The 19389-nt window shown below is 72.9% G+C and carries 14 protein-coding genes and 2 pseudogenes; 4 read left to right on the top strand and 12 right to left on the bottom strand.

The window, feature by feature from the left end:
* Positions 1-11: 11 nt before the first annotated feature.
* The gene (locus IEY56_RS29185; protein ID WP_444544886.1) at positions 12-371 is read left to right on the top strand and encodes an ArsC/Spx/MgsR family protein; all 360 of its coding nucleotides are present in this window, start codon (positions 12-14) and stop codon (positions 369-371) included.
* Between the two features lie 4 nt (positions 372-375).
* Here the strand turns inward: IEY56_RS29185 and IEY56_RS01945 are convergent, their stop codons facing one another.
* The 7 genes from IEY56_RS01945 to IEY56_RS01915 form a co-directional block, all read right to left on the bottom strand.
* Entirely contained in the window at positions 376-819 is a 444-nt protein-coding gene (locus IEY56_RS01945; RefSeq protein WP_189035257.1) for a DoxX family protein, read from the bottom strand.
* Between the two features lie 130 nt (positions 820-949).
* On the bottom strand, positions 950-1414 hold the full coding sequence (locus IEY56_RS01940; RefSeq protein WP_189035256.1) for a DoxX family protein: 465 nt from the start codon (positions 1412-1414) through the stop codon (positions 950-952).
* A gap of 389 nt (positions 1415-1803) precedes the next feature.
* Entirely contained in the window at positions 1804-2463 is a 660-nt protein-coding gene (locus IEY56_RS01935) for a hypothetical protein (RefSeq protein WP_189035255.1), read from the bottom strand.
* Between the two features lie 153 nt (positions 2464-2616).
* Complete coding sequence (locus IEY56_RS01930; protein ID WP_189035254.1) at positions 2617-3435, bottom strand: MmyB family transcriptional regulator; 819 nt, start codon at positions 3433-3435, stop codon at positions 2617-2619.
* A gap of 341 nt (positions 3436-3776) precedes the next feature.
* Entirely contained in the window at positions 3777-4436 is a 660-nt protein-coding gene (locus IEY56_RS01925) for a TetR family transcriptional regulator (RefSeq protein WP_189035253.1), read from the bottom strand.
* 189 nt (positions 4437-4625) lie between these two features.
* On the bottom strand, positions 4626-5579 hold the full coding sequence (locus IEY56_RS01920; RefSeq protein WP_229711466.1) for an NAD-dependent epimerase/dehydratase family protein: 954 nt from the start codon (positions 5577-5579) through the stop codon (positions 4626-4628).
* 11 nt (positions 5580-5590) lie between these two features.
* Positions 5591-6208, bottom strand: a complete 618-nt coding sequence (locus IEY56_RS01915) for a ScbR family autoregulator-binding transcription factor (RefSeq protein ID WP_189035252.1) — start codon at positions 6206-6208, stop codon at positions 5591-5593.
* A 102-nt stretch (positions 6209-6310) separates the two neighbouring features.
* Here IEY56_RS01915 and IEY56_RS01910 point away from each other — a divergent pair, with 102 nt between their 5' ends.
* Positions 6311-7294 (top strand): ScbA/BarX family gamma-butyrolactone biosynthesis protein, encoded by a 984-nt coding sequence (locus tag IEY56_RS01910; RefSeq protein WP_189035251.1) that lies wholly within the window; start codon positions 6311-6313, stop codon positions 7292-7294.
* Positions 7295-7497: 203 nt separating this feature from the next.
* A pseudogene (locus IEY56_RS01905) lies at positions 7498-8336 on the top strand (putative protein N(5)-glutamine methyltransferase).
* Between the two features lie 150 nt (positions 8337-8486).
* On the opposite strand, the gene IEY56_RS01900 reads toward IEY56_RS01905, so the two are convergent.
* From IEY56_RS01900 to IEY56_RS28790, 3 genes are all read right to left on the bottom strand, one after another.
* Positions 8487-9992, bottom strand: coding sequence for a purine-cytosine permease family protein (locus tag IEY56_RS01900; protein WP_268241311.1), 1506 nt, complete (start codon positions 9990-9992; stop codon positions 8487-8489).
* Positions 9993-10190: 198 nt separating this feature from the next.
* On the bottom strand, positions 10191-10760 hold the full coding sequence (locus IEY56_RS01895) for a hypothetical protein (RefSeq protein WP_189035250.1): 570 nt from the start codon (positions 10758-10760) through the stop codon (positions 10191-10193).
* 163 nt (positions 10761-10923) lie between these two features.
* On the bottom strand, positions 10924-13554 hold the full coding sequence (locus tag IEY56_RS28790) for an SAM-dependent methyltransferase (protein ID WP_189035249.1): 2631 nt from the start codon (positions 13552-13554) through the stop codon (positions 10924-10926).
* Between the two features lie 399 nt (positions 13555-13953).
* On the opposite strand from IEY56_RS28790, the gene IEY56_RS01885 reads away from it, so the two are divergent.
* A complete protein-coding gene (locus tag IEY56_RS01885; RefSeq protein WP_189035248.1) occupies positions 13954-14847 on the top strand; it encodes an oxygenase MpaB family protein in 894 nt (297 codons plus the stop codon).
* Between the two features lie 56 nt (positions 14848-14903).
* On the opposite strand, the pseudogene IEY56_RS01880 reads toward IEY56_RS01885, so the two are convergent.
* A pseudogene (locus IEY56_RS01880) lies at positions 14904-16162 on the bottom strand (MFS transporter).
* Between the two features lie 418 nt (positions 16163-16580).
* Positions 16581-18812 (bottom strand): catalase/peroxidase HPI, encoded by a 2232-nt coding sequence (gene katG, locus IEY56_RS01875; RefSeq protein ID WP_189035247.1) that lies wholly within the window; start codon positions 18810-18812, stop codon positions 16581-16583.
* Positions 18813-19389: the final 577 nt, after the last annotated feature.

The following is a 19389-nucleotide window of genomic DNA, read 5'->3' as shown; positions in this document are numbered from 1 at the left end:
ACAGCCGAAGCATGGAGATCTGGATCAACCCCGCCTGTTCCAAGTGCCGTTCAGCGATCTCGCTGATGGACGCCGAGGGGGCCTCCTACACGGTCAGGCGCTACCTGGAGCAGCCGCCGACCGTGCAGGAGCTCGAAGCCGTACTGGACCGGCTCTCGCTGGAACCGTGGGACATCACCCGCACCGGGGAACCGGCCGCCGCCGAGCTGGGCGTCGGGGACTGGCCGCGCGACGGGGAGCACCGTGCTCGCTGGCTCGAAGCCCTCGCCACCCGCCCGGAGTTGATCCAGCGGCCCATCATCACCGCCGACGACGGGAGCGCTGTCGTCGGCCGCACTCCCGAGGCGGTGCGGTCCGTCCTCGGCTCCTGACGTCTCAGGCCGTTCCGCGCAGACGTGCGGCGAGGGCCGTGACGGTCCCCCGGCGAACCCACGCGATCGCACCGAGCGGCACCATGAGCAGCAGAGGCGTGTAGGCGTTGCGGCCGTCGAAGACGGCGACCTGGGTGATGAAGGCGCCGGCCATCAAGGCGATGAGCGCCAGCGCGGAGAGCCCCGCGAGCCGCGGGACCACCAGCGCGATGCCGCCGGCGAGTTCCAGCACGCCTATCGCGTACATGAACCACATGCCGAAGCCGATCTGCTCGAAGCCCTCGGTGGCGGAGGGATGGGCGATGAGCTTGGGCAGGGCGCTCGCGAACACGTAGAACAAGGCGAGGAGCGCCTGAAGGGAGCGCAGGGCCAGTTCCCTGCCGCGTGCCGCCCTGACGACGGGAACGGCGCCCCTGGGTTCCGACGGTGTGCCGGCTGACTGGTTCATCGCGGGTCTCCTCTCCGGGAGGGGGTACGGACGTACCCACCGGAGAGGAGACCGCGCGGCCGCCCGCTTCTCATCGCAGTCTGGGCGGCCGGAGGTCTTCAGGCCGTTCCGGCCTTACTCGCGGTCGTCGCTACCGGCCGCCGCCGCGGAGGCGGTTGAGGAGCTGCGTGATCGTTCCCCAGCGTCCGATGACGATGACGAGCAGCGGGACGAGCATCATCGCGGGCGTCTCCACGCCCTTGCCGTCCATCAGCGTCAGGTGCGTGATGCAGGCGCCCGTCATGACGCCCATCAGGCCGAGCGCGCCCAGGCCGGAGAACCAGGGCGTGAGCAGCGCGACGGCGCCCAGCAGTTCGAGGGTGCCTGTGAGGTACATGAACCACAGGCCGATGCCGATCTTCTCGAACGTGTCCTGTGCACCGGACTCGGCGGTCAGTGCCGGGATGGCTCCGACGGTCACGAAGAAGTAGGCAAGGTACAGCTGCACCGCCCACAGGGCCACTTCGAGGGCGATCCGGGCGGGGCTCTTGCGGCGTGAACGCCTGGCTGAGGGGTTGGCGTGAGAGGTCGGCGGCATGCCGCTCGCGTGCGCCATGGTGGTCTCCTTCTGCAGACGGTGCGCATGCACTTTCATGACGGACCCGGCGGCCGGCCTTCTGCCGCCGGAGACCCGCGGCGGAACCCCCGGCCGCAGCGGCAGCGAGGCGGCGACGCCCTGCGAACACGTGTGCCGTGGGTTCCACCATGTGCGTATCACGGGCGCTGCGCGTACCGCAGACAGTTGCGCATCCTGTTCAACGAACACTTCGCGTACGGGCCGCCGCCACGACCTGCCCCTTCGGACGGGGAAGCGGCGCCGGTGCGCGGCCACCGGCGTCCTGGACGGGCATCGCGCCGCCCTGCGGCGCGCCGTCCCCGGGCGCTGCCGACCGCGAGCTGCGGGCCGCCCCGGGTTGCGGACTGCGGGCTGCGAATTGGGGGCGCTCAGCGTTTCGGCGGGAGGGCCGCCGCCAGGCGGGGATGCTGCCCGCTGCGGCTGCGCAGCGTACCCGTGGCGACGCCCACCCTGCGTGCCGCCTCGGTGATGGTGGCACCTGTCTCGAGCAACTCGGCCGCCCTGTCCAGTAGTTCGTCGGCGATCCGGCGCCGGGGGCGGCTCACCCGCTCGGCGACCGCGGTCAGCAGCAGCGCCTCTTCGGCCGCGTAGGCCGGATCGGCGAGCCACTCGACAGCCTCCAGCACGTCCAGGACGACGGCCCAGGCGGCGAGCTCCCTGTCGCCTTCGGTCTCCCTGAGCGCCGTCAGGAAGTCGTGCCGCCTGGCCCGGAGTTGCTGTTCGAGCGAGTGTCCCGCGAGGGCGGACTGGACCTCGCTGTCGCGGAGGGCGAACGCGGCGAGGTGCTCGATGGGAACTCCCAGTGCGCCTGCCGGTGCGTCGAGGGTGACGCCTGCGCGGAGCGCCGCGAGCACGGCCTCACGCCGGTCCGGACCGAGGCGGGTCGCACGCTCCAGCTCCGCCCAGCGCGCGGTACGGCACCTGGGGCAGCGTCCGCCCCGGTGCCATCCCCCGGGCTCGCCGGGGAGCAGGCCCTTCGGCTCACCGCAGCTGGCTCCAGCCGCTTTGCACCGTGTACGCGTTCTCACAGGGGCTCCGCTGGACCGCGGTCCGGGCCGGCCGGGGCCGCGAACCTCCCCCTTCTCCTCATGGCGGACATGCTACCCACCGCCGCCACGGCAAGCGGACGCTCGCCCTCCGGCGCACGGCAGAGCACGGTCGGGCCCGCCCTCCGGGGCAGGTCAGGGGTGGTCCGGCTCGAACTCGACGACCATGAGCCGCGCCCCGGGGTTGACGAGCGGTTCGGCCGCACCGAGCCGTGCCCTGCCGGGCCCGAGGACGGGGTGCCGCAGCGGGCGGTCGTCGCTGTCGGGCCGGGTGAAGGCAGCGGCGATCCTGCGCCGGACGCGTGCGGCACGCGGGTCGCCGTGCAGGTCGTTCTCCAGCTCCTGAAGCGTCGGATCGGCCGGATAGGCGCGCCGGACGGCCACGAGCTGCGGGATGATCACCGGCGCCCACTCGTCCTCCCAGTCCATGAGGACTTCGTCGCGCGCCACGTCGTCCAGCAGCATCCACCGCATGACGTTCTCGGGGGGTTTGCCGTCCGGGAAGATCTCCGCGAAGGCCGAGTTGCAGTCCAGCAGGTCCCAGCAGATGTTGCTCAGGAAGGCCATCGTCGTCATCTCGTGGACGACGCGGCGCCACACGGGCGCGACGTCCAGACCGGCGCCGGGGTCCAGCGCGTAGGGAGGGTTGTGCCCGTAGGTGTGCCGCCAAAGCGATTCCCACTCCTGCGGGTTCAGCTTCAGATAGCGCGCCAGACGGTCGAGGTAGTCGGTCGACGGGTTCGTCTTCACGCCGCGTTCGAAGCTGCCGTAGGTGCCCGTCCGACTGTGCAGCAGCACGTCCATCTGCGGCTGGGTGAGGCCGGGAACCTGGCGTCCCCGGCGGTCGCTCGGCCGCTCCAGCCCGTGTTCGGCGGGATCGACCCGTGCCCGGGCCTCCCTGAGGAACGTCTGCAGGTCCTGCCGGCGGTGGGGCGGGCCGTCGAGCCGGGGCATTCTGGCGCTCCTCGGACTGTGCGGGCTTTTTTTGAGTACCCCGTTCTTACACGTAAAAGGTCGCGCCTGGAAAGGTGCCAGTCACACACGGCATGATCGGAGGGCACCACGCTGCCGTCGGGGGACAGCGTGGCGCGAGACGTGATGCTTGGCGGGACTCCTCGGCTCTTCAGGGCGAAGAGGGGTCAGGGGAACGCCTGCACCTGAGGTCGGCAGGTCTCCCATCCGCCGCGGGGCGGCCTGCCCGGCTGACGCCCCTCCCCCGGCTCCCGGACCACGGCCGGCCGGAGTCGACCCCGCAAGCCACCGCTTGGACATCGCTTCAGCCAAGCCCGGCCGGATCACTCGGTCTTCTGCAGTTCGCACCCGGAGACACGCAGCCAGTCCGACTCGGTGCCCGCGATCCACAGATGCTCGGGACCCGGCTGGGAGACCAGTCCGTACAGCAGCAACTGCCAGTGCGCCGAGAGGCGTTCATGCGGATCGGCTGCTCCGTCCGTCTGGTCGGTATGGGCCGCCGAGGCAAGGCCGAAGGCCACTTCCGCCACCGTCTCCGCCGTCGTCTCGGGGCGCAGCGTCCCGTCCTTCTCGGCCTCCCCGGCCACTTCGGTGAAGACCTGCCGCCAGCAGGCGAGCGGGTTGACCTCGGGGTCCGGCGGTGTCTCCAGCTCGCGGGACAGCTTCACCGCGGCCCGGGCCAGATGGTCGTTGGCCAGCTGCTCGGCCACGAGGTGTGTGAGGTCGATGAGCGTCTGCAGGGCCGGCTGGGCCTTGGCCCGCAGCAGTTCGGTCGCCTGGAAGGTACGGGTGCACGCCTCGCGCCGGACGGTGTCGGCCAGTTCCTCCTTGCTGCCGAAGTGGAAGGACAGGGCGCCCTTGCTCATCGCCGCGGCACGGCTCACCTCGAAGAGTGTGGTGCGCTGGTAGCCGGAGCGGTCGAAGGATCTCGCCGCGGCCATCGTCAGTGCGTGCCGCGTGAGTTCTGCGCGCTCTTGCCTCATGGAGCCTGTTCCCTTCGTGCGTACGGGTCCGCGGGGAAACGGACCGTCAGGGGCAGCAGCTGACGGGGAGAACTGCCGCCCCAGACAAACATACAAAGTGTTCTGTTTTCATGCGCTGGAAGGGACTACAGAGCCGCAGGAGAAGGAGTGGAAGAGTGATGCCCCGTCGACGTGCTTGCGCAACATGCCTCAGCTGAGACCGAGTTGGCGGCGGTACCAGGCAGCTGCGCCGGGCAGTCTCGCCAACGGGCCGGGTCCCGGGTCGCATCGGCATGCGTCCCAGAGCGATTCCCCGCCGTAGAAGTGGTCCTGTGCGAGCAGTTCGAGCTGCCGTTCACGGATCCGTCCGGGGTTCGCACGCATCAGGGAGAGGCATTCCGGCCAGGTCAACTCCCCACTCAGCGGCGGCAACAGCCCCAGGCCGGCAAGGGTCCGGAGAAGGTCCCGCAGACGTACGGGCTGAGGATGGACCGCGTGGAGGACGGCTCCGCCCGCCGCCGGGAGACGGAGCGCGGCGGCCGTGACGAGCCGTGCCAGGTCCTCCACGGCCACGAGCGAGAGGCGCCCCGTTCCGCCCAGCCACAACCCCGGCACACGGCGGGCGAGTTCGGCCAGCGCCGGCACGACCCATCGGTCGCCTTCACCGGTCACGAGTCCGGCACGCAGTACGAGGGCGCCCTGACGCAGCGCGTGCGTCTCCCCGGCGAGCCGGCTCCGGCTGGCGGCGGATCCGGGAGCCGGCTCCAACTCGGTGACGTTCGCGCCACGGTGGGGGCCCCGGCCGTAGACGGCCGTCGTCGACAGGTGCAGGACCCGCTGGACGCCGGCCCTGCGCGCCTCTTCCATGAGCGCGGCCGTACCCACGTCGTTGACCAGGCCGCACCGTTGCTCGTCCGGACCGACGTGGGAGGCGGCGCTCACGAGTACGTCCGCTCCCTCGCAGACGCCGGCCAGGGACTCGGGCCGAGCCAGGTCGGCGTGGACCTGCTCCACCCCGGCGGGCAGCGCAACGTGCCTGCGGGTGAGGGCGCGTACGGCCAACTCCCCTGCTGCACTGGGACGTTCGCGGTTGCCGGGCGCTGCGTGCGTGCTGAGCCGTGCGAGGACAGCCGAGCCGATGAACCCCGTGGCACCGCTCAGCACGACGCGCACGATCAGCCTGCCGCGAGCATCGGGTGCTCCGGATTGACGACCATCTCCGCGGCGACCTGCGGCGGGGCGATACCCAGCAGCATGTAGCGCCACAGATCGGCGATGCGGTCGGGAAGGTCGGCGCGGGCGTTGGCGAGCTTCGAGAAGTGCTGCACGCCGGTGTAGCAGCCCACCAGCAGCACCGCGAGGCGGTCCACCTCGACATGGCTGCGCAACTCCCCGCGTTTCGCGGCCGCTTCGAGCTGGCCGCGGAAGACCTGCGCCCATTCGCGGTACGGCGCGTCGTCGACGAAGCCGATCTCCTCCTGCTCCACGGCGAGCCGCACCCCGGCGCGGAGCAGCTTGTTGGTCTGCAACTCGAAGGCGAGCAGGAGCGTGGTGTCGATGAGCCGCTGGAGACCGTCGGGCCCCGGGGGAAGCACCACGGCGTCGCGCTGGGCGAGCATCACCGTGCGGGCGAGGTCGAGCTTCGAGGAGAAGTGGAAGTACAGGGCGCCCTGGGTGATGCCGGCGCGGTGCATGATGTCGGCGATCCTCGCCGCCCTGTAGCCCCCCTCGTCGAAGACCTCCGCCGCTTTCTCCAGGATCAACTGCCGCGTTTCGACGGCGCGTTGCTGCATCGGTTTCGTTCTCGCTGCCACCATCCGGCCTCGCCACCAAAGTTCTATGGTTTCCGGCACAGGTCACTCACTCTGGACACCATCCCACCCGGAGGACCGCCGATGACCGCCACCCCCGCAGTGCCCGACCTGCCGGAAAGCACAGCCTACTCGGCACCCGTCCCCCGCGAGTTCGTGCACAAGGCGGCGCATACGGAGGTGCTGCTGACCGGCTGGCGTCGGCTCGGAGAGAGGGAGTTCGAGGTGGGGGCCCAGTGGCCGCGGGACCACGGCTACTGGCGGACGGGCCGCGGCGGAACGCAGGATCCGATGCTGCTGGTGGAGACGACCCGGCAGGTGCTGCCGCTGCTTTCCCATGCGGTCTTCCGCGTGCCCCCGGGCCACCAGTTGATCTGGAGCCGCCACCACTGCGCGTTCGCCGCACCCTTGTTACGTGTGACGGACCGACCCGCCGAGGTCGTCCTGCGCCTGTCCGTGTCCCGGCCGCCGCTGCCCGGCGGCCGGCTGCGGAGACTGGCGGTGAGGATGACCGCCGCATGCGAGGGACGCACCCTGGGCACGGCCTCGACCGTCTTCAGCGCCCACTCCCCCGAGGTGTACGCGCGGCTGCGCGGTCCCCGCACCGGCCCGGCCGAGGCGATGTCGGCCGCCCTGCCACCACCGGAGCCGGTGGTCCCCGCGCTCGTGGCGAGGGAGAGCGAACGGGACGTTGTTCTCGCCCCCGCCGAGGACCCGGAGCGCCGGCAGCTGCGCGTCGTCACCTCCAGCCCGTGGCTCTTCGACCATCCGGTCGATCACGTACCCGGCATGCTGCTGATGGAGGCAGCCAGGCAGTGCGCTCATCTCGTGCTCCGGGGCAGGCAGTCCCGTCTGCTCCATCTGGTGCGCATGGAGGCCGAGTTCGAACGCTACGTCGACCTGGACGAACCCGCGTGGGTCGACTGGTCGCAGCCCTCCTCCCGCCCGGACTCCCCCGCGGAGGCCGGCGAGGAGACGCTGACCGTCGCGATCACCCAGCGCGCCGTGCGGGCCTTCACCGCCGTGGTGGGCTTCGCTGCCGGATCGATCCTTCCCGGCACAGGGTGAGGACGCCCGGGGACGGGCGGAGGCGGCCGGGCCCACCCCGGACGCAGAGCCGCACGCTCGGGTATCGTCCGTGCTTCCTGTACGGCGCGAATGAGGAGGTGGGACCGATCACCGCAGCACGACAAGGGGTCCTCTCCCCCGCCGCCCGGCCGGGACTGGCGTAGGCGGCAGGGAGCCCCCGTGGCACCAGTCGAAAGGCCCGCATGACTTCGCCGCTCCCCACTCCTCTCCCACGTTCCGCTCTCGTCGCCCGCCTCCGCGCCGCCGGCTGCGTGTTCGCCGAGGACGAGGCGGACCTCCTGATCTCCACCGCCGGTTCGCCGCGCGAACTGGCCGCGATGGCCGGCCGCCGGACATCGGGCGAACCCCTCGAACACGTCCTGGGCTGGGCCTGGTTCTGCGGGATGCGGACGGCGGTCGGGACGGGCGTGTTCGTGCCCCGGCGGCGCACGGAGTTCCTCGTACGTCAGGCCGCCGAGGCTCTCCGCCGGTCACCGGACGCCGCCGGGAAGCGGCGCCCGTCCCCGTGCTCGTCGACCTGTGCTGCGGTTCGGGCGCGGTCGGGGCGGCGCTCGCCTCCCAGGCGGACGGGCACGTCGAACTGCACGCCGGCGACGTCGATCCGGCCGCCGTACGGTGCGCCCGGCGCAACGTCGCCGCCTACGGCGGGCACGTCCACCACGGCGACCTGTACGAGCCGCTGCCCGCCGGGCTGCGCGGACGCGTGGACGTTCTCGTGGCCAACGTGCCCTACGTCCCGGCGGACGAGGTGCCCCTCCTTCCGCCGGAGGCCCGCCTCCACGAACCCCGCGTGGCGCTGGACGGCGGCCCGGACGGGCTCGACGTGCTCCGCCGGGTCGCCGCCGGTGCTCCCGCCTGGCTGGCGCCGGGCGGTTCCCTGCTGGTGGAGACGAGCGAACGGCAGGCGCCCCGCGCTCTGGAGGCGGTCGCGGACTGCGGGCTGGCGGCCCGATCGGTGACGTGCGAGGAGTTCGACGCGACTGTCATCACCGCGACGCGGCGGGACGGCGACCGCGCCTGAACACGTCGAACTCGCCGGCCCGGACGGCGACGTGCGCTTATCGGCACCCGTTCTTCTTACGCGGCGGCGGGCGCCGTTCCCGGCTGCCGCAAGAGGGCCGCGTTCCCGCCGTAGCCCCGGTCCCTCCGTGGAGTCCCGAACTCGGCGTCGTCAGCTGCCGGTCGGGGCCGTTCCGGGCTCCCCGTCCTCGGCCGCAGGGGCCTTCCCCGCAGGCGCGTTCCCGTGCGGCCCGGACGGCGAAGGCGGCGCGGCCTCCTGCTCCTTGACCCGGGCGCGGTGGCAGACGAGCGTCACGGCGAACGCCGAGACGAGAGCCGCGAGCACCCCGAGGTTGGCGGACGCCCACGCCCCCGAGGTGCCGCCGAGGCCCAGCGGCCCCAGCAGATAGCCCTGCCAGGACAGCCAGCCGGCGGCGGTGTTGGTCACCAGGCCCCATCCGGCGGCAGTGGCCGCGCACAGCACCGCGGCCGGAAGCCACCGCACGTCGCCGTAGCGGCCGGAGGGCGAGAAGAGGTCCGCGTCGTCGTAGGGACGGGAGCGCAGCGCCACGTCGGCCAGCATGATGCCGCACCAGGCGGCCACGGGCACGCCGAGCGTGGTGAGGAAACCCATGAAGGAGCCGAGGAAGTCCTCGGAGAAGAAGACGACGTAGACCGTTCCGAGGATCATGAGCAGCCCGTCCAGCGCCGCGGCCGCGTAGCGCGGCACCCGCACCCCCAGGGCGAGCAGGGCGAGGCCCGAGGAGTAGATGTCCAGCACCGCGCCGCCGACCAGGCCCAGCACGGCGACCAGCGCGAACGGCACGAGGAACCAGGTCGGCAGCAGCGTCGTCAGGGCGCCGATGGGGTCGGCGGCGATCGCCTCGCTGAGCTGCGGGGAGGAACCGGCGAGCAGCAGCCCGAAGACCAGAAGGACGAGCGGCGCGAGGGACGCCCCGAAAGTGGTCCAGCCCGCCACGGCGGCGCCCGAAGTCCGGCGCGGCAGGTAACGGGCGTAGTCCGCGGCGGCGTTGACCCAGCCCAGACCGAAGCCCGTCATCAGGAACACCAGCGCCCCGACGACCTCCTGCGCCGAGCCGGCGGGCAGGCTCCCGGCCGTCTCCCAGCGGATCTCCCCGGCGACCAGGGCGATGTAGACGACGGTCAGGGCAGCCGTCACGACCGTGATCGCCGACTGCATCCGCATGATGAGGTCGAATCCGACGACTCCGGTCAGGACGGTCAGCGCCGAGACGACGACCAGCGCGGCGAGCTTCGTCGACGTGCCGCCGCCCCAGCCCAGCCTGTCGAAGACCGTGGACGTGGCGAGCGTCGCGAGGATCACCAGCACGGTCTCCCAGCCGACGGTCAGCACCCAGGAGACCGCGGACGGCAGCCTGTTGCCCCGCACGCCGAACGCCGCCCGGCTGAGCACCATCGTCGGCGCGGATCCGCGCTTGCCCGCAACGGCGATGAAGCCGCACAGCAGGAACGAGAAGACGATCCCCGCGACCCCGGCGGCCAGTGCCTGCCAGAAGTCGATGCCGAATCCCAGTGCGAACGAGCCGTAACTCAGGCCCAGCACCGAGACGTTCGACCCGAACCAGGGCCAGAACAGCTGCGCGGGGCGGCCCTTGCGTTCGGCGTCCCCGATGACGTTGAGCCCGTTGGCCTCCACGGTGATCTTCCTCGCGGGACGGTCACCGTCCGCCGCCGCGCCCGGTACGTCCGCTCCTGCCCCAGGCACAGTGGTCCCCCGTATCGCCGGATCAAGAAGTCAGAGGGAGCGTCGCGTGCGCTGAGCATGCCGTCAAGTGGGCCTCCGCGCAGGGAAGTTGAGGGACGGGGGCGCGGGGGCGGGCCGGCGGGGCAGGGCTCAGAAGCGCGGGCTGCACCCGGGGGTCAGCGGCAGGACGTTCAGCAGCGCGGTCAGCGTCCGCGCGTAGACGCCGTCCGGATCGGCCTGGTCGCGCAGCCTGGTCAGGTGCGCCCGGGCCCCGGGCGGCAGGTAGCAGGTCGACCGGTACGGATCGTGGTCGACGGCGGCCTGCGCCTCCTGCGGCCCGCCGTCGGTGACACCGCGCGTGAGCCGCAGCCAGTGGGGCGCCTGGCGCTCCAGGGCGGCGTCGACGAGCGGCTCCACGACCTCACCCGGGTGGGAGTGCCGCGCGGAGCCGTGCCAGACGCTGATGACGACCGCGGCCGAGGACCACGAGCGCAGGGTGGCGGGGTCCGCCAGGTCGCGCCGGATGTGCTCACGGGTCCGGTGGTGGCACGCGTCGGCCGGGGCGAGCCAGCTGCCGACGCTGAGCCCGGCCTGGCGCAGCGCGTCGGTGACGCAGTAGGCGACCTCCGCGGTCCCCAGCACGAGCACGTCCCGCGTACGCACCGGTGCGGGCCGCGCGGTGCGGGTGGGGGTGGCGGCTACGGGGTCTGCAGCCGGCATGGTCTCGTCCCTCCGCTCCTGGTGTCGGGGAAAGGCATCTCGGGGCAATCGGTCTCCTACGACCGTAGGCACCCGGCGGAGGCCGGAGAAGGGAGGATCGGTCGATCCGGGGCCGGTACACCGGTCGATATCCGGGCCGGCCCGGGAGGAGCGCTGCGAACCGCTACTTGACGCGGGCGACGCCCCCGTAGCAGTTGACCTCGTCGGGCGGCGGCGGCACGCCCGCGCCGGGCAGGGGCCGCCAGTCGGGGAGGGAGACGACGCCGGGGTCCAGCAGCTCCATGCCCGCGAACAGCGCCTCGATCTCCTCGTGCGTACGGATGATCAGCGGACTGACCGTGGAGCTGTAGTACGCCTGCACGCTGCCGATGAGGTTCCAGGCGTAGTCGGCGGTCATCGAGGTGAGGGTGACGTAGCTGCCGGGGGCGACGTGCCGCCGCACGTCGCGGATGAGCTTTCCCGCCTCGTCGTCGTCCAGGAAGTGGACGAGAGCGTTGATGCAGACGGCGACGGGCTCGTCCAGGTCGAGGACGTCGCGCAGCCCGGGCGCGGAGAACAGGGAGCGCGTGTCGAGGACGTCGGCCTCGATGTACGCCGTCCGGCCGCGGGCGGTGCTGCGCAGCAGGGCCGCGGCGTGGGCGAGGACGATCGGGTCGTGGTCGACGTAGACGACGCGGGCGCCGGGCGCGGCCCCCTGCGCGATCTCGTGGAGATTCGGGGAGGTGGGGATGCCCGAGCCCAGGTCGAGGAACTGGCGGATGCCCACCTCGGCGGTGAGGGTGCGGACGGACCGCTGCATGAAGAGCCGGTTCTCCCGTACCGCCGTGGTGGTGTGCGGGTTGATCGCGAGAGTCCGTTCGGCGGCCTCCCGGTCGGCGGGCCAGTTGCAGTTCCCGCCGAGGAGGTAGTCGTAGACCCGGGCGACGTGCGGACGGCCGGTGTCCACCTCGGATACGTCCACCGTGCGCTCCCCTCCCCCGGCCTGCCCGCTCACATGCCGGTCCTCCATCGCCGGGACATCTCCCATCATGACGTCTCCGGTGACGCAGAGCGCCAGGGCCGTCTCCGACGCGGGCCCCGGGTACCGCGTCAGCTCCTGCCGCGTCGCGGTGACCGCCCGCCCCAGCCGCCGGTACGCGGCGCGCGGAGTGATGCCCAGCGCGGCGGCTGCCGCGTCCTTGTCCATGTCGGCCGCGACCCAGGCGGCGAGCGTCTCCCTCAGGTCCGGGGTCAGGCCGTCCAGCCTTTCGTCCGCCCACGCGCGGGCCCCCGGGTGGTCCAGGACCTGCCGGAGGGTGACGGTGCGGTCGAGCACCGGTGGGGGCGGCAGAGCGGCCAGACGCACCGCGAGATACAGCGCGCTCTGCTGCCAGCGCCGCCGGGGGTCCAGGCCGGTGAGCGCGGCGAGGCGGTCCAGCCGCTGGGCGAGGGTCTGCCGGTGCCAGCCGACGAGCCGCGCGGCCTCTGTCGGCCCCCACCACAGCGTCTCCCCTGCCAGGTGCAGCAGGTCCTCCCGCTCCTGATCGGGCAGGTCCGCCAACGGCTGCATCACCAGCGCCGCCCAGATGCGCGCGTCCAGTCCCAGCCGCTCCTCCAGAGGTGCTCTCCCGTCGTGGACCCGCAGCCGCGGCGGGCCGTCCCGGGCGAGGGCGAGCGCGGCGGCCGCCTCCTGGTAGCCGGCCGCCGCCCGGAGCCACGGCGTGGTGCGGCAGACCCCCGCCGCCCGGTGCGGCGCGCGGTCGACGAGCGGCAGCAGCCACTCCTCCAGCGGGCCGTTGCCGGTGTGGAGGACGACGACCTGCCGCTCGTCCCCCGGTGACGGCACGGCGACGGCCTGCCCGGCCAGCGTCCGTTCGACGTCCGCCGCCAGGCTCCGGCGGTCCTCGCCCTCCGCGGCCTCCAGGAGCGCGATACGGCCGGCGCCCGCCGCCACCAGGGCCGGCACGGCCGCGTCCAGCAGCGGCTCGGCGCTGGGGAGGTCGCCCGCCATCAGGTACTGCATCCCCACGGACCGTGCCGCCTCCGCGGCGGCCACCGACCGCCGCTCCCGTTCGCGTACGTCCTCGCCCCACAGGGCGGCGCCCGCGGCCCTGGCCGCCTGTTCCAGGAGCTGCAGCTCCTCCGGTTCCCACGGCCTGGCCCGGTACGCGAGCAGCACGGCGTGCGGTGCCCGGGCCCCGATCCGGAAGGCGAGGGCGTCCTCGCCGGCGACCCGCGTCCGCGACGGGCCGCCCGAGGCGCCCGCCACGAGTTCGCGCACCGCGCGGCGTGCTCCCTCGTCGTCGATGCTCGCGTCGGCGCCCGGCCGCAGCAGCCTGACCCGCGCCGACAGGCGCCGCGCGCACCAGCCCGCCAGGGCGTCCACACCGCCCGGGTCCTCCAGCATCCGCTGGAGCAGAGACATCAGGTCACCGGTCTGCTGCGACCGCCGGCGCGCCTCCCGGGCCTCGGCAGCGTGGGCGGCGGCGAGCCGTTCCAGCAGGCGGCCCCATACTTCCTGTGCCGTGCCACCGGCGTCCGGCCGCGGGAGGAGGACCGGCACCGCTGCCGCCTCGACGCTGCGCCGGGCGGCCTCCCCGCCGCCGACCACGACGAGCCCCGCGAACCCGTCCGCCGCGGCCTCCACCGCGTCCGGCAGCCACTGCGCGGCAGGGGCCACCAGCAGCACGTCGCCGCCTGCGGCACGTACCGTCTCCGCGCACTCGGCCAACTCGACGCGCTCGACCGGTCGCGCCCCGGCGGCCGGTGGGCCCGCGGGGCGCAGGAGGGGCGCCGCGAGGTCGCCGAGTCTCATCGCGCGTCCCCTGCGCGGGAGGGACGCCGGCCGCGGTGGCGCCGGCACCGCACGGGTGCGGCAGCACGGCGGGACGGAGAGCGGCGGGCCTCGTCGGCCTCGTCGGGAGGGGGCGGGCGGCGCCGGCTTCCGGGTACGGGGAGGCTGCCGCTGCGACTGCCCGGCGCGGCGGTGACGGACGTGGGGACCCCCGCCATAAAGGCCCGAAGGCCCCCGCGGTGCGCGTGTTTCACCTGGTCAAGTCTATCGAAGGATGTCTCTCCCCTCTCGCCCGGAACGTGGCCCGGCGGTCGCCGGGACGCCGTGCGCCCTGCCCGCGGCGCGGGCGGCGCCGGCGGAGGACCGAGCTGCCCGACGCAGGCCCCGCCCGTACGGGACCGAGGCGCGGACAATGGAGGGATGGGGTGGCGGATACCAGGAGTGGCGACGGCGCGGGAGCGCCTGGGCAGCAGCCTGTTCGAGCGGGTCGCGGGCCCTGCCGGTACCGAGAACCGGTCGAGAATCCACGGGACGCCCGGGCCGCGGTGGTTCGGCGAGGACCGGCCGATCCGCACGGTGCACGGCGACGCGTCGATGTTCATCGGCGGGCTGAGCGCGCTGCTGCTCCAGTCGCTGCATCCGCTGGCCATGAGCGCGGTCGCCGCGCACTCGGGATACAGGGGCGACCCGTGGGGCCGGCTCCAGCGGACCAGCACCTTCCTGGCGATGACGACGTACGGCGCCGCGGACGACGCCCAGCGCGCCGTCGACCACGTCAGGGGCGTGCACCAGCGCGTGCGGGGGCGTACGGCAGCGGGCGAGACGTACCACGCGGCCGACCCGCATCTGCTCGCCTGGGTGCACGTCGCCGAGGTCGACAGCTTCATGCGGGCGCATCAGCGCTACGGGGCGCAGCCGCTGACACCTGCCGGGTACGACGGCTACGTGGCCGACACCGCACGCGTCGGCAGCGCGCTGGGCGTCCTCGACCCGCCGCGCGACCGCCGGGAGCTGGCCGAGCGGATCGCCGCGTACCGGCCCGAGCTGCGTGCCACGCCGGAGGCCGCCGACGCCGCCCGGTTCCTGCTGCTGCACCCGCCCCTTCCCCTGGCCGCGCGCCTGCCCTACGCCGTGCTCGCCGCCAGCGCCGTCGCCCTGCTGCCCTCGTGGGCCCGGGAGCCTCTGCACCTGCCCCGCCTGCCGGTGCTGGAGAGGACAGGTGTGCGCTGGGCCGGGACCGGGCTGACGTCCACGATCCGGTGGGCGATGGCCCACCGTCCGGCGGAGGCGCCCAGCGCGCGCGGTGGCGCCTGACCCGGGCCGCCGCGTTCCTGGCCGGACCCGGAAGGGGCTCTCGCCGCCGAGCGGCCTCAGACGCGGCCGGGGTCCCCCTGGACCGCCGTGCCGGAGGGCTCGGCCGGCGGGACGGGAGCGCGGCGCGGGAGCAGCAGCGGGGTGACCAGGAGGACGGTTCCGGCCAGTGCGATCGCGGTGCGGATGCCGGTGGCGGCGGCGAGCAGGCCCCAGCCCGCGGTCAGGGCCGCGATGGCGGCGCTGCTGCTGACGGACCATGCGGTCAGGGTGCGGGCGACCCTGTCGGAGGCCGTGTGTTCGAGCCGGTAGGTGGCGAGGACGGGGTTGAAGACGCCGCAGCAGGTGACCAGGCCGAGCTGGACGCCGATGACGAGCACGATCCCGGGCACGCCGGGCTGCACGAACACCAGCCCGATGGGCCAGCAGGCGCGCAGTGTCCCTGACGTGAGCATCACCCGGTGCTGCCCGAACCGTGTGACGAGCGGGCGTGCCAGCCGTGCGCCGACGAGGCCGCCCGCGCAGGGGGCCGCGAAGACGAGGCCGTACTGCCAGGGCGTGAACCCCAGATCGCCGAGCAGGAGCACCGCGAGCAGCGGTTCGGACGCCATGATCAGGCCGTTGACGACGATCGCGTTGAAGAACAGAGGCCGCAGGGCGGGCCGGGTGAGGATGTGGCGCCACCCTTCGAACAGTTCGCCCGCGCGGAGCCGCGGTTCACGGGCCCGCTCCGGACGGGGCTCCTGTCCGCCGATGGCGCGGATGCCCAGCGCCGAGAGCAGGTAGCTGACGGCGTCGGCTGTCACCGTCACCACGGGACCGAGCCATCCGACAGCCGCGCCGCCGAGGGGCGGCCCGAGCATCGTCGCGCTCCAGGTCGTGGCCTCGAAGCGTCCGTTGGCGGTGAGCAGGTCCTGCGGCGGCAGGAGCGTTTTGAGATACGCGCCGCCCGCGGCGTTGAACGCGATGCCCGCCGCGGCGCAGACGACGGAGACGAGGAGGAGCTGGGTGAAGCCGAGCCCGCCGAGGGCGTACGCGGCGGGGACGCTCGTCAACGCCGCGAAGCGGACGAGGTCCATGCCCACCATGACGGGCCGCTTGCGGCGGAACTCCACCCACGGGCCGAGCGGTACCGCCAGGACGGCCCCCACCGCCCGCCCCGTGGCAGCCAGCGCCGCCACCTGCGCCGGCCCGCTTGCAGCACGAGGACCGCGATCATGGGGAACGCGCCGAAGCCCAGCGACGTGCCGTACGCGCTGACGGCGTACGACGCCCAGAGCCGGCGGAACTTCCCGCCCAGCGCCCGTCTCTCCGCCATCCCCCACGCCCCGTGCCCGCCTCAGCGGCCGCGTCCCGTCCCGGTCCCCGCTTCCGTTCCCGGGCATCAAAGTGTCCGGCGTCGGCGTGAGCAAACCGGCTAGGTTCTGTCTGACAAATAGCGTCGTACGTCCGTCAGGACGTGGTTGGCGGTGTCCGGTGCGTGTGATCGCAAGGCGGAGGGAGGAGAGCGCAGCGGGCTGCGCCGACGATCGACAACGCAGTGAGGGCGCGTGCCGGACACCGCCAACCAGGCGGGATTTGTGAGACAGAGCCTAGGACACGTCGTTGGGATGCGGGAGAACGGCGTCGCCCCCGGCGGCCCGGAAGGGGCAGCCGGGGGCGACGCCGGTTTGCAGGCCGGAGCCGTCAGGGAAGCCCGGGCCGGCGGGTGCGGCCGGTCCCGGGCGTTCCGTTCGTCAGGCCAGGTCGAACCGGTCGAGGTTCATGACCTTGTCCCACGCGGCGACGAAGTCCTGGACGAACTTGCCGCCCGCGTCGTCGCACGCGTAGACCTCGGCGAGCGCGCGCAGTTCGGAGTTCGAGCCGAAGAGCAGGTCGACACGGCTCCCGGTCCACTTGACCTCGCCGGTGGCGGTGTCGCGGCCCTCGTAGGTCTCCGCCGTCTCGGACGTCGGCGCCCACTGCGTGCCCATGTCGAGCAGGTTGACGAAGAAGTCGTTGGTCAGCCTGCCGGGCGTCTCCGTCAGCACGCCGAGCGACGACTTGTCGTAGTTCGCGCCGAGGACGCGCAGGCCGCCGACGAGCACCGTCATCTCGGGCGCGCTCAGGGTGAGCAGGTTCGCCTTGTCTACGAGCAGGAACTCGGCCGGGAGCGGGTTGCCCTTGCCCAGGTAGTTGCGGAAGCCCTCCGCGGCCGGCTCGAGCGCTTCGAAGGACTCCACGTCCGTCTGCTCGGCCGAAGCGTCGGTGCGTCCGGGCGTGAACGGCACCTCGACGTCGTAGCCGGCCTCCTTGGCGGCCTTCTCGACGCCGGCGCAGCCGCCCAGCACGATGACGTCGGCGAGCGACACGCGCTTGCCGCCGCTCTGGGAGGAGTTGAAGGCCTCCTGGACGCCCTCCAGCTTCGCCAGGACCGACGCGAGCTGGTCGGGACTGTTGGCCTCCCAGCGGTTCTGCGGCTCCAGGCGGATGCGTGCGCCGTTGGCGCCGCCCCGCATGTCGCTGCCGCGGAACGAGGAGGCCGCTGCCCACGCGGTCGAGACCAGTTCGGCGACCGACAGACCGGAGGCGAGGATGCGCTCCTTGAGCGCGGCCACGTCCGCCGGGCCGACGAGCTCGTGGTCCACGGCCGGGAGGGGGTCCTGCCAGATCAGCGTCTCGCTCGGCACCTCGGGGCCCAGGTAGCGGTTGATCGGCCCCATGTCGCGGTGGGTCAGCTTGAACCACGCGCGGGCGAACGCGTCCGCGAACTCGTCCGGGTTCTCGAGGAAGCGGCGCGAGATCGGCTCGTAGACCGGGTCCATGCGCAGGGCGAGGTCGGTCGTGAGCATCGTCGGGGCGTGGCTCTTCGACGAGTCGTGGGCGTCCGGGACGGTTCCCGCCCCGGCGCCGTTCTTCGGCTGCCACTGGTTGGCGCCGGCGGGGCTCGTCGTCAGCTCCCACTCGTAACCGAAGAGAATCTCGAAGAAGCTGTTGTCCCACGTCGTCGGCGTGTTGGTCCAGATGCCCTCCAGACCGCTGGTGATCGCGTCGCCGCCGCTGCCGGTGCCGTGCGAGCCCTTCCAGCCGAGGCCCTGCGACTCCAGCGGGGCGGCCTCGGGCTCGGGGCCGAGGTGGCTGTCGGGGGCGGCGCCGTGGGTCTTGCCGAACGTGTGGCCGCCGGCGACCAGAGCGACGGTCTCCTCGTCGTTCATCGCCATGCGGCGGAACGTCTCGCGGATGTCGCGGGCCGCGGCGATCGGGTCGGGATTGCCGTTGGGGCCCTCGGGGTTGACGTAGATGAGGCCCATCTGGACGGCCGCGAGGGGCGTCTCGAGTTCACGGTCGCCGCTGTAGCGCTCGTCGCCCAGCCACGTGGACTCGGGGCCCCAGTACACGTCCTCGTCGGGCTCCCAGACGTCCTCGCGGCCGCCGGCGAAGCCGAACGTCTTCAGGCCCATCGACTCCAGCGCGACGTTCCCGGCGAGGATCATCAGGTCCGCCCAGGAGAGCTGCTGGCCGTACTTCTTCTTCACGGGCCACAGCAGGCGGCGGGCCTTGTCCAGGTTCCCGTTGTCCGGCCAGCTGTTCAGCGGCGCGAACCGCTGCTGCCCGGCACCCGCGCCGCCGCGGCCGTCGCTTATTCGGTAGGTGCCGGCGCTGTGCCACGCCATACGGATCATGAACGGGCCGTAGTGGCCGAAGTCGGCGGGCCACCAGTCCTTGGAGTCGGTGAGAAGCTCCGCGATGTCCCGCTTCACGGCGGGCAGGTCGAGGCTCTTGAACGCCTTCGCGTAGTCGAAGTCCTCGCTCATCGGATTGGCGACGGGGGTGTTCTTGGCGAGGATCTTCAGGTTGAGGCGGTTCGGCCACCAGCCGCGGTTCCCACCCCCCTGGGTCGGGTGGGGAGCGCGGCCGTGCGCGACCGGGCAGCCACCCCCACTCTCCGTGCTCGTCTCTCCGACGACGGCATCATGGTTCTCAGACACGGAAATCCTCCACACAGATCAGGGGTTGATCGCAAAACTAAATAGGGCGAAGCGCCGGGCACAAGCCCCCCACAGACGATCACAAGCTCGTCGCAGGCCGGATGCGGCCGCCGGACGGACCGGTTCGGCTGCGGCTGACCCGCGGCAGAGGCCGCCGGCCCGCCCCGGATCCGGCTCGGCCTCACTGCTCCACAGACGCGCGAGAACCCTCAAGCGTTCCGGTGTCCCCCGTCACGCCTCCGCCGCCCTGTGTCGCCGGGACGGGGTCCAAGTGACAACAAGAGGGCGGAAATTCCCGGATTCCTGACATCTTTGACAAGCAGGACAAGTCGCCGATCGGACTCGATTCCTCCGGAAGCCCTCCCGTCCCGCTGGCTCCGCACGCGAGCGGAAGGGATCAGCCGCCTGTCCGCCGCGCGGGGTCCGACTGCCCCTGGTGACACGGACGTGGACGTGGTCGTCACGATCGGGCTCCCCGCCCGCGGGAGCGGGCACCGGCACAGCGACCCGAAATGGGCCGGCGTGAACTCCCGTGCCGGTCAGGGGCGTTCACACCGGACAGCGCAGACAGTCCCGC

Origin of the sequence: Streptomyces daqingensis (assembly GCF_014645895.1) — a bacterium.
GTDB lineage: Bacteria > Actinomycetota > Actinomycetes > Streptomycetales > Streptomycetaceae > Streptomyces > Streptomyces daqingensis.
This window is presented reverse-complemented; position numbering and strand designations above follow the sequence as displayed.

Excerpts from the sequence above, each read along its gene's own strand:
- IEY56_RS28790 (WP_189035249.1), bottom strand. The coding sequence starts at position 13,554 with ATGAGACTCGGCGACCTCGCGGCGCCCCTCCTGCGCCCCGCGGGCCCA.
- IEY56_RS01915 (WP_189035252.1), bottom strand. The coding sequence starts at position 6,208 with ATGCAGCAACGCGCCGTCGAAACGCGGCAGTTGATCCTGGAGAAAGCG.
- IEY56_RS01885 (WP_189035248.1), top strand. The coding sequence starts at position 13,954 with ATGGGGTGGCGGATACCAGGAGTGGCGACGGCGCGGGAGCGCCTGGGC.
- IEY56_RS01945 (WP_189035257.1), bottom strand. The coding sequence starts at position 819 with ATGAACCAGTCAGCCGGCACACCGTCGGAACCCAGGGGCGCCGTTCCC.
- IEY56_RS01940 (WP_189035256.1), bottom strand. The coding sequence starts at position 1,414 with ATGGCGCACGCGAGCGGCATGCCGCCGACCTCTCACGCCAACCCCTCA.
- IEY56_RS01910 (WP_189035251.1), top strand. The coding sequence starts at position 6,311 with ATGACCGCCACCCCCGCAGTGCCCGACCTGCCGGAAAGCACAGCCTAC.
- IEY56_RS01930 (WP_189035254.1), bottom strand. The coding sequence starts at position 3,435 with ATGCCCCGGCTCGACGGCCCGCCCCACCGCCGGCAGGACCTGCAGACG.
- IEY56_RS01925 (WP_189035253.1), bottom strand. The coding sequence starts at position 4,436 with ATGAGGCAAGAGCGCGCAGAACTCACGCGGCACGCACTGACGATGGCC.
- IEY56_RS01895 (WP_189035250.1), bottom strand. The coding sequence starts at position 10,760 with ATGCCGGCTGCAGACCCCGTAGCCGCCACCCCCACCCGCACCGCGCGG.
- IEY56_RS29185 (WP_444544886.1), top strand. The coding sequence starts at position 12 with ATGGAGATCTGGATCAACCCCGCCTGTTCCAAGTGCCGTTCAGCGATC.